Annotated in this window: 10 protein-coding genes and 1 rRNA gene; 6 read left to right on the top strand and 5 right to left on the bottom strand. The window is 32.9% G+C overall.

The window, feature by feature from the left end:
- Positions 1-75 (top strand): 5S ribosomal RNA (rrf, locus tag BUA98_RS22680); the annotation flags it as partial.
- A gap of 260 nt (positions 76-335) precedes the next feature.
- Here the strand turns inward: rrf and BUA98_RS18570 are convergent.
- Positions 336-557 (bottom strand): hypothetical protein, encoded by a 222-nt coding sequence (locus tag BUA98_RS18570; protein ID WP_072974956.1) that lies wholly within the window; start codon positions 555-557, stop codon positions 336-338.
- 295 nt (positions 558-852) lie between these two features.
- Between BUA98_RS18570 and BUA98_RS18565 the strand changes: the two genes are divergently transcribed.
- Both BUA98_RS18565 and lpxA read left to right on the top strand, forming a co-directional pair.
- On the top strand, positions 853-1,416 hold the full coding sequence (locus tag BUA98_RS18565) for a Crp/Fnr family transcriptional regulator (protein ID WP_072974954.1): 564 nt from the start codon (positions 853-855) through the stop codon (positions 1,414-1,416).
- A gap of 62 nt (positions 1,417-1,478) precedes the next feature.
- Entirely contained in the window at positions 1,479-2,258 is a 780-nt protein-coding gene (gene lpxA / locus BUA98_RS18560; RefSeq protein ID WP_072974952.1) for an acyl-ACP--UDP-N-acetylglucosamine O-acyltransferase, read from the top strand.
- A 113-nt stretch (positions 2,259-2,371) separates the two neighbouring features.
- Here lpxA and BUA98_RS18555 read toward each other — a convergent pair whose 3' ends face one another.
- Genes BUA98_RS18555 through BUA98_RS18540 form a run of 4 tightly spaced genes read right to left on the bottom strand, consistent with a single transcriptional unit; the run spans position 2,372 to position 10,357 of the window.
- On the bottom strand, positions 2,372-4,789 hold the full coding sequence (locus BUA98_RS18555) for an ABC transporter permease (protein ID WP_072974950.1): 2,418 nt from the start codon (positions 4,787-4,789) through the stop codon (positions 2,372-2,374).
- A gap of 1 nt (position 4,790) precedes the next feature.
- Positions 4,791-7,202, bottom strand: a complete 2,412-nt coding sequence (locus BUA98_RS18550) for an ABC transporter permease (protein WP_072974948.1) — start codon at positions 7,200-7,202, stop codon at positions 4,791-4,793.
- Position 7,203: 1 nt separating this feature from the next.
- Positions 7,204-9,639: an ABC transporter permease gene (locus BUA98_RS18545; protein ID WP_072974946.1), complete on the bottom strand. Its 2,436-nt coding sequence runs from the start codon at positions 9,637-9,639 to the stop codon at positions 7,204-7,206.
- Between the two features lie 4 nt (positions 9,640-9,643).
- Entirely contained in the window at positions 9,644-10,357 is a 714-nt protein-coding gene (locus tag BUA98_RS18540; protein WP_086065438.1) for an ABC transporter ATP-binding protein, read from the bottom strand.
- 276 nt (positions 10,358-10,633) lie between these two features.
- On the opposite strand from BUA98_RS18540, the gene BUA98_RS18535 reads away from it, so the two are divergent.
- From BUA98_RS18535 to BUA98_RS18525, 3 genes are all read left to right on the top strand, one after another.
- Positions 10,634-11,983, top strand: coding sequence for a sigma-54-dependent transcriptional regulator (locus BUA98_RS18535; RefSeq protein WP_072974942.1), 1,350 nt, complete (start codon positions 10,634-10,636; stop codon positions 11,981-11,983).
- Position 11,984: 1 nt separating this feature from the next.
- Positions 11,985-13,319 carry a sensor histidine kinase gene (locus BUA98_RS18530; RefSeq protein ID WP_072974941.1) on the top strand — a complete coding sequence of 445 codons (1,335 nt, stop codon included), beginning with the start codon at positions 11,985-11,987 and terminating at the stop codon, positions 13,317-13,319.
- Between the two features lie 84 nt (positions 13,320-13,403).
- The gene (locus BUA98_RS18525) at positions 13,404-13,832 is read left to right on the top strand and encodes a VOC family protein (RefSeq protein WP_072974939.1); all 429 of its coding nucleotides are present in this window, start codon (positions 13,404-13,406) and stop codon (positions 13,830-13,832) included.
- Positions 13,833-13,898: the final 66 nt, after the last annotated feature.

Here is a 13,898-nt window from a genome sequence, read left to right as displayed (position 1 = left end):
ATCCCGAACAGAGTAGTTAAGCCCGCCTGCGCAGATGGTACTGCAGTTATGTGGGAGAGTATGTCGTCGCCTTTCTTTTGAAAACCCTGTTTCTAACGAAACAGGGTTTTTTGTTTTACAAAATAGGCAGTTATCTGGGCCCCCCGATAACTATCGGGGATCGTCGCCTTTCTTTTAAGAATCCTCATCATTTATTTGATGGGGATTTTTTGTTTTATTACACTTTTGGTTTTTTACCGCAAAGCACGCGAAGGCCTTTTTATCGAAGTGTTTACTGTTGTCTTTAGTAAGTTAGCAAGGCTATGTGTTATAACTTTGCGAGCTTTAGTAAATCCTTATGTTTTTTTGGGTAAGATTTTTAAACGCAAAGAGCGCAAAGGTTTTTTTATCGGAATGTTTGCGGTTGTTTTTAGTAAGTAATCACGAGGCTTCGGGATTGTGCGTTTTGCGGTTACATAGCGGTTGCTGCATAAAGTTTCTTCTGAAAGTGAAAACAAGTCTTTTGCAATCTGTGTTGGAATTTGTGATTTAAGAATTGGAATTTCTTCTGAAAACATTACTTCAAATTTATCGTAGACTGCGTTAGGGATGGTAGCGGCATCCTTTTGCGATAACCCGGACTTCTTTCTAAAACCAAAACATCAATCGCAAAAGATATAGCGGACAGCCCGGCCCGGAGGGAAACGCACAAATTATCTTTAATTGTTTTATTAATTTTTTTCTTCAGAATGATTGTAAACGTGTTTCTTTTCTTGAATATTAAATTTAGTAGGCGGAATTATCACTTACCTTAATAAATTTAAAATACATTCTTTAATTATATTGGTAAATTAGCTCTAAATTAGTGTAGATATGGTTGAGTTAATTCAAGTGATTAATAGTTTTCAAGAACTAGATCTGGAAACAGAGGATGCAATAAAGAAGTATTTTGTTATTGAAAAGTTTAAGAAGGGTGAATTTATTGTTGAAGAAGGTAAGATATGCAGGAAGGTTTATTTTATTAAAGCAGGTACGATTCGACGATTTTGTAGTGAGGATGGTGCTGAAGTAACAAAATGGATCTATACCGATAATCAATTTGTGACATCATTGAGCAGCTTTTTTGAACAGAAACCTTCATTTGAAAGTTTTCAGGCTTGTGAAGAAACTATTGTATATTCTTTATCGTATCCGGATGAAATAATTCTTTTGAAATATCCGCTATTTTTAAAGTTTCATATTAAGCAACTTAGACTTTACCTTTCTAAGATTAATGAATTTCATCATGTTTTCAGACAAATGAATGCGCAGGAGAAATATTTGTATCTTCTGGAATCGTTTCCGCAGATCATTTTAAAAAGTAAAATGAAACATATTGCCTCATTAATTGGAGTAAGCCAGGAAACTTTAAGCAGAATTCGCACATCAATTAGTTGACTTTAGATCAATAAAAATTATTTGTTTTTTGATCACATTTGCTTTTATTAAATAAACGCAAATTGAAAAATAACACTATAGTAGGAAAAAATGCTGTAATTGGCAACAATGTTCATATTGGTAATTTCTGTACAATTGAGGATAATGTAGTAATTGGTGATAATAGCTGGGTTGGAAATAATGTTTCTATTCTTAGTGGAACAAGGATGGGTGAAAATTGCCAAATACATTCTGGAGCTGTGCTAGGGGGTGTTCCACAAGATTTAAAATACAGAGGAGAAGATACTTTATTAGAAATTGGAAAGAACAATATTATTAGGGAGTTTGTAACGATTAACAAAGGTACTTCATCAAAAGGGAAAACTACTATTGGTAACAATAACTTATTTATGTCTAACGCTCATATTGGACATGATTGTTTTGTTGGCAATAATTGTATTATTGGATTTAGTGTTGGAATGGCTGGTGAGGTTTTAGTGGGAGATTGGGTTAATATTAGTGGCCTTACAGCCATACATCAGTTTTCTGTTATTGGTGAACATACGATGGTAAGTGGTTTAAGCCGTGTTGTAAAAGATGTTCCGCCCTATATAACTGTTGGGCGTGATCCATTGAGTTATGTAGGTTTAAATATTGTGGGATTAAAAAGAAGAGGTTTTACAAAAAGTAAAATAAATGAGCTAAAGGAAATTTACAGGATTATTTTTTTAGAAAAGCGTAATACGACTCTGGCATTGAATTTAATTGAAAGTCAATTTGAACAAACTGTAGAGCGAGATTTAATACTAAATTTTATAAAAGGCTCCACAAGAGGAATTATAAAAGGAACTTTTTTAAAGTGAATTCTTTTTTTTTAGATTGAAAGACATTTAAAAAATTTAAAAACTCCCTGATCAATCAGGGAGTTTTTTGGAATTAAAATTTAATAATTTATTCTAAAGGATCTATAGTTATTCTATTCGTATTTTAAATATCTCAAAACGTCTGTTTTTGTAGCTGAATAAGCTCTCGAAAGAACAATTATTAAAGTCAAAACCAATAAAATAATAAATCCTAAAACGAACGGAATGATGCTGATATCAATTCTAAAAGCAAAATTTTCGAGCCATTTGTTTAGTAAATAATAAACGGGAAACAACGCGATTATAAAGCCAATGGTACAATACAAAATATATTGTTTGGATAATTCTTTTAGTAGAACATTTGTGTCGGCGCCTAGCGTTTTTCTGATGGCGATTTCTTTCATTCGTCTTTGTATCGAATATGATGCTAAAGCGAATAAGCCAAAAAGCGCAATTAGAATTACTACAATGTTTAGCAGTGAAAACAAGTTTTTTTGCTTCACATACGATTCATAGGTTCTCGCATATTCTTTATCTACGAAATCATATTGAAACGGATATTCGGTATCAACTTTCGACCATAATTTTTCGATATTGGCAATCGTATTTTCCAGATCATCCTGTTTTAGTTTTGCATAAACTTTGTTAATGTTCTGTGTCATACCAAACATTTTGATATTGTAAAAAGCAATTGGCGGCACTTTTAATTCAGGACTTAATAAGTTGAAATCCTGAATAATACCAATTATTTTTAATTTCTGTTCTCGAATTAAAAGTTCCTTGCCAATAGGATCTTTAATATTCATTAATTTTAATGCGCTTTCGTTTATGATCACTGAATTTATAGTGTCTGAAGCTAGTTTTCTATCAAAATTTCTCCCCTTAATTATTTTGATGTTCAGCATTTCAAAAATGCCAAAATCTAAAGGGATAACGCGTTGTTTAAAAAGTTCATCATTGTATAAAACCCCCGCTATAGAATTGTCTGAACCATCAAACGTAATAAGTCCCGTAGAAACCTGTTCGACGCCTTTAATTTTGCTGAGCTGTTGTTTTATGATGTTGTATTTGTTGTAAATATTTTGAGATGCATTTTCTCCCTGGTAATCAACCGCTGGAAAATTTAAAGAAACCGAAATTACCTGATCGCCCTTAAAACCCAGATCTTTATTCTGTAAATATTTAATTTGCTGGTATACGATATTGGAGCCAATAATAAAAAAGGCAGCAATGGCAAACTGAAAAATAAGCATTCCGTTGCGTAGCCAGATACCGTTTTTGCTTCTTTCGAAGTTTCCTTTCAAAACTTTAAACGTTTCGAAATTGGATATATAAATGGCAGGAAATAAACCTGCAGTCAAAATTGTAATGATAAAAATCAATATCAATTGCATGTAAAACTGACTTGCAAGAAGTACAAGATTTTTGTTTAAAAAGTTGTTGTAATACGGCAAAGTCAACTCTACAATTACTAGCGCCAGTAAAATAGAAAAAGTCGTGGTTAAAACTGTTTCAAAAAGAAACTGATTAACAATATCACCTTTTGATGCACCCGAAATTTTACGTACGCCAACTTCTTTCGCCCGTTTTACGGCGTTAGCAGTTGCGAGATTGATGTAATTAACAATTGACAAAATGAGAATCAAAAGAGACAGACCCATCATGATTATTAAAAACTGATAATTTCCTCGTGTTTCAGGATAACCATCTATTATCGAATGTAATCTGGCTTTTGATAAAGGTTCAAGGATAACTGTAAAATGACCCACTTTTTTAGTCATAACTTCGACTGTAAAACCTGCTTCTTTGGCAATTCTCGCAATAAAGTCGTGGTTGTAAATTCTTTCGAGTTTTTGTCTTGTAAGATCTACTTTTGACGGGTCTTTTACTTTTAATAATAACTTTAAAACAAACGGACCAGTCAATCCGGAAGTTGTATATTGTTTCATTTTATTGATGATGACATTTGGCGCAATCGAAGAATTTCCGGGAATATGGTACACGGCCCTTACAGAAAACAGCTGGTCAAAACATTTTATTTGTTTTCCAATTGGGTTTTCATTTCCAAAAATCCTTTTAGCCGTAATATCTGAAATAGCAATACTCGCATCATCTTTTATACCTGAAATTGCATCGCCCTTAATAATTGTGAAAGGAAAAAAAGAAAAGAAATTTTGTTCGACATTGATAATTTTATCTACAAACTCCTTTTTTCCTTTGTAAATAATTTTATCCTTTTGATACCAGCTATCAGCATATAGTATAGATTTGACATTTGGATCTTGGTCTAAAGCCGGTTTCAGGAATAAGGCACAATCTGATAGGGCGGGCATATCGCTTAGTTTAACCAAAACTTGATAAACATTCTCTTTTTCAGGGTTCCAGTCGTTGTAACTTTGTTCGTCGTTCCAGTAAAGTAGTGCGAATATTAATCCCGCGATTCCTATTGATAATCCTAAAACATTTAAGACCGTAAAGAACTTGTTGTTTTTGAAGTGATAAATAAATATGTTGATCCAGTTTTTTAGCATTTTACTCGTATTTTAAGTATTTAAGAACATCAATTTTGGTTACTTGGTAAGCTTTTGCCAGTACAATTGTTAAGGTTAGGAACATTAACGCAATAAGGGCAACAAAGAAAGGAAGTAGTGGAATGTCAATTCTGAAAGCAAAATTTTCAAGCCATTTTCGCAATAAAAGATAGGCGGGAATTATTCCGATCACAAAACCAATTAAACAGAAAATCACATATTGTTTAGATAATTCTTTCAGTAAAATATTGGTTTCTGCTCCCAAAGTTTTTCTGATCGCGATTTCTCTTAATCTTCTTTCCATAGAAAAGGAAGCTAAAGCAAACAATCCGAAAACGGCGATCAGAATTACAATTCCGTTTAAAAGTGAAAATAACTGACTTTGATCCTGATATTTTTTATAGGTTCTGGCAAAGTTTCTATCAACGAAATTATATTCAAAAGGATATTCGGCATCCACCTTTGTTTTCCAAAATTTTCCAATAGCATCAATGGTTTGAGACATTTGATCTGGAGAAATTTTAACCGCGATCGTATGCATTTCATTTTGAGTCCATGGTAGTATTTTAATGTGAAAGAAAATCATTGGACCAATTTTATTTTCAAGCCCAAAATAATTAAAGTCTTTTACAATTCCGACTACCTTATAATTGCCATCCTGCCAGTTAACGACCTTATTTATAGGATCTTTTTCCAATAATGTTTTCGCTGCAGTTTCATTTAATAAAACATTTGAAATGGTGTCTGAGGAAATTTTTTCTGTTAAGTCACGTCCTTTTATTAATTGGATGTTCAGCAGCTTAAGCATTCCAAAATCAATACCCATTTCTTGAGTTATAACCTCCTGATGACTTTTGTAATGTAAACCAGCCCATGAATTTTCCAGGCCTCCAATAGAAAATGATCCTGCGGAAACGGCTTGAACGCCATTAATTTTTTGAAGTTCCTGTTGAATTGCTTTATATCTTTCAAACTGTCCTCTTCCTTTTTTAGACTTAAATGAAATATCGATGACTTGCGCTCCTTTAAAACCTAAATCTTTTTCTGTCATAAAATTGACTTGTTGGTATACGATAAAAGAGCCAATGATAAAAAATGTGGCAATAGCAAATTGTAAAATCAGCATTCCATTACGAAGCCATACACCGCTTTTACTTCTCGAGAAGTTTCCTTTTAAAACTTTCAGCACTTCAAAATTTGATATGTAGATCGCAGGGATAACACCCGAAACAAAAACAACAACAATGAAAACTAATACAAGTTGAAGATAGAATTGACTTCCGATCAGAATAAGGTTTTTGTTTAATAAACCGTTATAAAAAGGCAATGAAAGTTCTACGATTACTAATGCCAGCAAGACTGAAAAAAGCGTAATTAATATGGTTTCAAATACAAACTGAATAACGATTTGCAATTTTGAGGCACCAATAACTTTTCTTATACCCACTTCTTTAGCACGTTTAACAGCATTGGCAGTTGCCAGATTAATGTAATTGGCAATCGATAATAAAAGAATAAGTATAGATAAAGTCATCAATATTTGCAAAAAAGTCAGATTGGCATTTCCTTCGGCTAAGGAAGTATTTCCCTGATACAGTCTCGCGCTGGTAAGGGGTAATAACTCTGCTTTAATGGGTTTACCATATCTTTTTATAAAGGCTTCAAGAGATAAACCTTCTTTCTTTGCTTGTTTTTTATAGTTTTCGTCAAGATAGATTTGATCCAGTTTTTTAATAACTGCAGTCGTGTCATTTTGTTTTTTTAGCTTAAGCATTAATCCATAACTCAAACCCCAGCTTTCTCTGTTTTTTTCTAAATCCTCTTCTATTATCGTAGTGACCGCAGATGGCATTACGGAAGATTTGCCTGATAATCGATATACACCTCGAACAACGAAAATTTGTTCAGCATAGGTAACTTGCTTACCCATCGGATTCTCATCTTTAAACAAACGTGAAGCTGTTTCCTCAGAAATTGCAATGCTATTGCGATCGTGAATAGCACTTTTTGCGCTACCACGAATAAATTCGAAAGGGAAAAAAGAAAAGAAACTGCTTTGCGCCGTAAAAATCTTATCAACTAACTCTATTTTTCCCTGATATTGTATCGTTGCCTTCGAGTAATTAGTTCTAAAATAACAATAGTCATCTAAGTAAGACGTGGTTGATTTTAAAAGAGGGGCAGGAATTGCTGAAGTTACAGCCCAGACATTTCCGCCTCCAAGATTACTCATTACTGAATAAATTTTATCTTTTTCAGGATTCCATTGGTCGTAGGAATGTTCCTCATTCCAATACAAAATCGCGAAAATTAATCCCGCAATTCCAATACCCAAACCCAAAACATTCAAACTTGTAAAAAGCTTGTTGTTTTTGATGTGGTATATAAATATGTTAGTCCAGTTCTTTAGCATGTCATTCGTATTTTAAATATTTTAATATGTCAACTTTTGTTGCCTGATAAGCTCTGGTAAGTACTACAAGTAAGGTTAAGAAAAGCAAAATCACGAATCCTGCCAGAAAAGGATAAATAGAAATGTCGATTCTAAAAACAAAATCTTCCAGCCATTTGCTCAATAAATAATAAACCGGAAAAAGCGCAATCAAAAATCCAATGACACAGAAAATAATATATTGTTTAGAAAGTTCTTTGAGTAAAACAGTTGTTTCAATTCCTAAGGTTTTTCTAATGGCAATTTCTTTCATTCGACTTTGTATAGAATAAGAAGCCAGAGCGAAAAGTCCAAAAAGTGCAATAAGAATTACAATTACATTCAACAATGAAAAAAGGTTTTTCTGATTTATATATTCCTTATAATGTCGGGCATAGGCTTTATCAACAAAATCATATTTAAAAGGGGAATCTGCATCAATGTTTTTTGTCCAGAATTTTTCGATACCCGAAATAGTTTGCTGCATTTCGTTTGGACTTACTTTTACAAAAATATGATTGACATTGGCATTCATCCAGTCGATAGTGTTAAGATGAAAAAACACCATTGGCGGAATTTCAGCTTTTGGTCCCCAAAGATTAAAATCTTTTACAACACCAATAATTTTGAGTTTATGATCATTCCAGTTTATAATCTTACCAACCGGATTTTTCTCATTCATTTGTTTCATTGCCGTTTCATTGATCATCATGGTATTTATACTGTCAGATGAAATTCGGTTATCAAAATAGCGGCCCTGAGTCATTTTGATCTTTAACATCTCGAGCATTCCAAAGTCAACAGCCATATTATAACTCTGGATACTTTTATCATTATAAGTAAAAGTTGCTGAAGTAGCACCTCCAGTTACAAACGAAAAGGCTCCTGTACTTACTTGAGAGACGCCTTTAATTTTTGCAATTTCCTGTTTAAGCGTTTCGTATCTTCTGTATAAAGCCTGTTCTGCTTTAGGATCATTAGGATCAAAATTTGGCTTTTTGTAATTGATTTCCAAAACCTGATCGCCTCTAAAACCTAAATCTCGCTGATTTAAATAGTTTACCTGTTCAGATACAATGTAAGATCCTACAATGAAAAAGGAGGCAATTGAAAATTGTAAAATCAGCATTCCGTTGCGCAACCAAATTCCGCTTTTGCTCCTTCCGAAATTTCCTTTTAATACTTTCAAAGTTTCAAAATTCGAAATATAAACAGCTGGAAATACACCGGCAAGAATTACAGTAATAACAAAAATGACAATTACTTCAAGAAAAAACTGATTTCCGCTAATGCTTAATTTTTTTTCTAAAAAATTATTATAATAGGGCAGAGATAATTCCACAATGACTAATGATAGCAGTATGGAAAATGAAGTAATGATGATTGTTTCAAAAATAAATTGAAGTACAATATTGTTTTTTGATGCTCCGATGATTTTTCGAACTCCAACTTCTTTCGCTCTCTTTATCGCATTTGCGGTTGCTAAGTTGATATAATTAAAGATCGATAAGATTAAAATCAAAACAGATAATGCCATCATAATTACCAAAAATTGATAATTGCCCTGTCCTTCGGCGTATCCATCTACAATAGAATGTAAACGGGCTTCTTTTAAGGGTTCCAGAAATATTTTTATATCGCTACCACCATTTTTTTTCTCCCATTCAGGAACAGTAAGTCCCTCCTCGCGGGCAAATCTTACAGTACGGTTTTGGTATAATAGATTTTCCATTTTATCTATTACTTTTTGTTTGTCAGCAGGGTTTTTTAATTTCAATAATAATCCGGCATTAAAACTTCCCCAACTATCTCTGTCAACAGACAATCTTTCATCTATAAGATTTATAACTGCCTGTGGAGCCAAAGACGATTTTCCAGGAATGGTATAAACACCCTTAACGACCAGTTTTTTATCGTCGTAAGTAATGGTTTTGCCAATTGCATTGGTATTTCCAAAAAGATTTATGGCGGTTTGCTCTGAAACAGCAATACTTGTTTTGTCTTTTAATGCAGTTCTGGCATTTCCTTTTAGAAAAGGAAAAGGAAACATTTCAAAAAAAGTTTTTTGAGCATCGATGATTTTAAAAATGCCTTTTTTGTTTTCGTATTGAAGTGGTTTTTCGTCATACCAATTTTCGAGATAACAATAACTTTCAATTTCTTTAAAATCCGTTTTAAAATATTCTTCAAATGAAGCGACATTGCTTGCCCAAAAATTAGTTGGACTCACCTGGCTTATAGATTGAAAAACGACTTCTTTATTAGGATTCCAGTCATTATAACTTTGTTCCTCATTCCAATACAAAATGGCAAAAATCAGTCCGGCGATACCAATACTTAAACCCAAAATATTCAAAGCCGTAAAAAGCTTGTTATTTTTGATGTGGTAAATAAATATGTTGATCCAGTTCTTCAGCATGATTCTAGTTTTTTGAAGCAGCTACTAAAACGTCAACATTTCTATTGTTAGTTTTTTCAGAAAGTATAATTCCGTCTTTCATCAAAATGGTTTTTTGAGAGAAAGAAGCATCGTAATCAGAGTGCGTAACCATTAAAATGGTGGCTCCGTTGGCATGTAAATCGGTTAGTAGTTCCATTACTTCATTTCCGTTTTTACTATCCAGATTTCCTGTAGGCTCATCGGCCAAAATAATTTTCGGATCATTGATTAAAGCTCTTGCCACCGCCACACGCTGTTGCTGACCTCCTGAAAGTTGTTGTGGATAATGTTTCAAACGGTGCGAAATGCCTAATTTATTAGCAATTTCGTTTACTTTTTTCTTTCTTTCAGCTGATGGAACATCGTTGTAAATAAGTGGTAATTCGATATTATCAAAAACAGATAATTCATCAATCAAATTAAAATTCTGAAAGATGAAACCAATGTTTTCTTTTCTGGCCTTCGATTTTGCTTTTTCTTTAGTGCCAATCATCTCCTGACCTAAAAGCTGATAACTTCCGCCTGAAGCACTATCTAACAAACCAATTATATTTAGTAAAGTTGATTTTCCGCTACCTGATGGTCCCATGATGGATACAAAATCGCCCTGATTGATGTTTAATGAAATTTCGCTTAATGCATTTGTTTCTATTTCTTCAGTTCTAAAAATTTTTGAAAGTTTTGTAATGTTGATCATAATTGTTGTTTTAGATTGATGTTTTTAATAATTTTTATTGTTGAAGCAATAGAAACAAATTTGAAATTAAGATAATTCACAATATAGTTGTTAGCTCTCTATTTTTGTTACTTTTACCAACAATAATGTTTCACATATTTGATGATTTGTTAGTCTTAATGTGATTTTCGTGCCAAAAATTTAAAGATTGTAACTGCCTTATTTTTAAAATTTTATTTTTTAAGAGAAATTAAAACTGTCCATTTTTGGACAGCTTTCGTCCAAAACTGAACAAAAATGAAAAAGACAAATGCCTCAATATTAATCATCGACGATCAGGAAGATATCCTTTTTGCGTCGAAAGTGTTCCTGAAAAAGTATTTTGAAGACATTTATACGCTCAATAATCCAAAAAATATTGTCGAATTATTGTCGAAAAAAACAATTGATGTCGTTTTATTGGACATGAATTATAGAATAGGTTTTGAAGATGGAAGGGAAGGATTGTATTTATTGAAAGAAATAAAAACGCTTTCGCCAAAAACAGTCGTGATTTTAATGACAGCATTTGGAAAAGTAGAAACAGCGGTTGAAGGTTTAAAAAACGGTGCTTTCGATTATATTCTAAAACCTTGGGAAAACAAGAAACTTTTGGAGTCTGTAAAACAGGCTGTTGATAAAGCCAGAAAAGACCAAAAGAAAACCAAGAATGTCGAAATTGAAAATGACTTTTTTGTGGGAACTTCTGATATTATAAAAAAGGCCTATTCTCTGGCTGATAAAGTAGCAAAAACAGATGCGAATGTTTTAATTCTGGGTGAAAACGGAACCGGAAAATTTGTTTTGGCACATCATATTTACAGTCAGTCTGAAAGAAAAAACAATCCTTTTATAGCGGTTGATTTAGGTTCTCTAAATTCGAATATTTTCGAAAGCGAATTATTCGGTTATGCCAAAGGCGCTTTTACCGATGCAAAAATTGACACGCCCGGACGCTTTGAAATGGCGCAAAACGGAACTATATTTTTAGATGAAATCGGGAACGTTCCGCTGCATTTGCAATCTAAATTGCTGCAAGTAATTCAAACCAAAACCGTTACCAGATTAGGAGAAACGAAACCAAGACCTTTGAATGTCCGCATTATTACGGCGACGAATTTAAATTTAAAACTCGAAGTTGCAGATAAAAATTTCAGGGAAGATTTGTATTACCGAATCAATACAATGGAAATTGTTTTGCCTCCGTTACGCGAGCGAAACGAAGATAAAATTCCGTTAGCTGAATATCTTCTCGAAAAAATGATTGTCAAGTACGGAAGAGATGAAATTACTTTCGACAAAAAAGTATTGGAACAAATTGAAAAACATGCCTGGAACGGAAACATCCGCGAAATGGAGAATAAAATTGAACGCGCCGTCATTCTTTGCGAAAACAATAGAATCACCGTTTCCGATTTAGATTTAGAAACCATAACGGCCTACGAAGAAACTCCGGATGATATTCAGCTTTCTTCTGTAGAAAAAGCTGCGGTTGAAAAAGCTTTGCTGAAAAACAATAATAATGTTAGTAAAACAGCCGAAGAATTAGGCTTGTCAAGAGGCGCTTTGTACCGTCGTTTAGAGAAATATAACATCAATCTTAATTAGTATGTTTAAAACATTTCAAACGTATAAAATGTTGTTTTTGAGATTGATCCTGATTGTTGGAATGATCGAAATCTCTATTTATTTTTTTAAAACCGAATTGCTTTTCACAGGCGTGTTCGGACTCTTTATTGTCTTTTTGCTGGTACGCGAAATGTATTTTTATGTTCGGAACTTTGTTTTGCTTTATGATAAAACGATTGCTTCGATACTGCAGAATGATTTTACTTCGGATTTTTCGAATCATAAATTCAATAAAAGCTACAATGATTTATTTCAATTGTATGATGTATTGAAAAATAAACAAAACGAACAGGTTTCAAAAGACATTATTTACCGTTCGATTCTGAATAACATTGAAACCGGAATCATCATTTTGCAAAAACAAGATTCAGATTGGAATGTCTTTTTAATGAATGAATATTTTTCGAAACAATTTAATGTTCCGAAAGTTTCAAAATGGAAATATCTTAGAAATCAATTACCATCGTTATGCGAAATTATCGAAGAAGATGATTTTCAGGAAATAAAAACTTCAGTAGAAATTAGTATCAACGAACAGAACAAACAAACCTTTGTTTTGCAGGCTTCAAGAACTGAGATTTTCGAAAAGGATTATTTTATTGTTTTATTAGATTCGATTCAGAATGTAGTCGAGAAAAAAGAGAAAGATGCGTGGGTTAATTTGATGAAAGTGATTTCGCATGAGCTATTAAATTCTATTACGCCAATTCGGTCAATTTGCCAGAATTTACAGGATTTGGTAGAGCAGGATTCTTTGTCGGCTGAAGATTTGGAAGATGTGAAAAACAGTGTCGAAACGATGTTGAGACGAAGTGATCATCTGCAGAAATTTGTTGAAGGGTATCGAAAATTGGCCATGTTACCTTCTCCAAAAAAGGAAAAAATAGAATTACAGCAGTTGATCGATAATGGTATTCAGGTTATGAATCCGTTATTCAAGGAAAATGGAATTGAAGTTACAAATGAAATTACCTTTAAACGTTGGATTGAAGTTGATGCACAACAGATCGAACAGGTTTTGATTAATCTTTTAACTAATTGTATTCATGCTTTAAAAAATGTTTCTCAAAAGAAGATTTTCATTTCAGCGGAAGCCAAAGAAAACCGAACTTTCATCAGAATAACAGATAATGGAAACGGAATAGAAAAAGAAATTGAAGACAAAATATTTCTGCCGTTTTTCACCACAAGAAATGAAGGTGCCGGAATTGGACTGACTTTATCTAAAAATATTATTGAAGCGCATGGCGGTTATATTTCGTATAAAAGTGAAGTTGGAAATACTGTTTTTGAGATTTGTTTGGTGGAAGCTTGAGGCTGAATGATTTAGTTGCAGGAATAGCGTATTAAGAAGTTATAGTTTGTTAAATTTGTGAAACTACAATCAAAAAAGCTAATTATGGAAGACTCAAAAAAACAATCAGACAACTCAACTTCTGATAAAACACCAAAAGTGACAGGAATTGGCGGGATTTTCTTCTTTTCAGATAATCCGAAGGAAACAAAAGATTGGTATGCTAAAAACTTAGGACTTGATGTAAATGATTGGGGTTCGACTTTTGAATCCAGAAATATGCATAATCCAGATGAGATCGAAGCGCTTCAATGGAGCACTTTCAAAAAAGGAGATGATTATTTTTCGCCCTCCAAAAAAGAATTTATGATTAACTATAGAGTCCAGAATCTTGAAGGACTTTTGGAAAAACTGAAACAAAATGGTGTTACTATTTTAGATGAAGTTGCTGCTTTCGACTACGGAAAATTTGTCCATATTATGGATGCCGATGGTAATAAAATCGAACTTTGGGAACCGATGTTAAAAGGATAAATTAAACATAAATTGAAAAAAACTTCTTTATATTTAATGGAGTTTTTTCAGTTTTATAAATCTATT

The sequence above is a fragment of the Flavobacterium saccharophilum genome, assembly GCF_900142735.1.
Lineage (GTDB): Bacteria > Bacteroidota > Bacteroidia > Flavobacteriales > Flavobacteriaceae > Flavobacterium > Flavobacterium saccharophilum.
Note: the sequence above shows the minus strand (reverse complement) of the source record. Positions and strands in the feature narration are given on the sequence as shown.

Bases quoted from the DNA above. Each gene is read 5' to 3' on its own strand.
- BUA98_RS18535 (WP_072974942.1), top strand. From the start codon at position 10,634: ATGAAAAAGACAAATGCCTCAATATTAATCATCGACGATCAGGAAGAT.
- BUA98_RS18525 (WP_072974939.1), top strand. From the start codon at position 13,404: ATGGAAGACTCAAAAAAACAATCAGACAACTCAACTTCTGATAAAACA.
- BUA98_RS18550 (WP_072974948.1), bottom strand. From the start codon at position 7,202: ATGCTAAAGAACTGGACTAACATATTTATATACCACATCAAAAACAAC.
- BUA98_RS18545 (WP_072974946.1), bottom strand. From the start codon at position 9,639: ATGCTGAAGAACTGGATCAACATATTTATTTACCACATCAAAAATAAC.
- BUA98_RS18555 (WP_072974950.1), bottom strand. From the start codon at position 4,789: ATGCTAAAAAACTGGATCAACATATTTATTTATCACTTCAAAAACAAC.
- BUA98_RS18565 (WP_072974954.1), top strand. From the start codon at position 853: ATGGTTGAGTTAATTCAAGTGATTAATAGTTTTCAAGAACTAGATCTG.
- BUA98_RS18540 (WP_086065438.1), bottom strand. From the start codon at position 10,357: ATGATCAACATTACAAAACTTTCAAAAATTTTTAGAACTGAAGAAATA.
- BUA98_RS18570 (WP_072974956.1), bottom strand. From the start codon at position 557: ATGTTTTCAGAAGAAATTCCAATTCTTAAATCACAAATTCCAACACAG.
- BUA98_RS18530 (WP_072974941.1), top strand. From the start codon at position 11,985: ATGTTTAAAACATTTCAAACGTATAAAATGTTGTTTTTGAGATTGATC.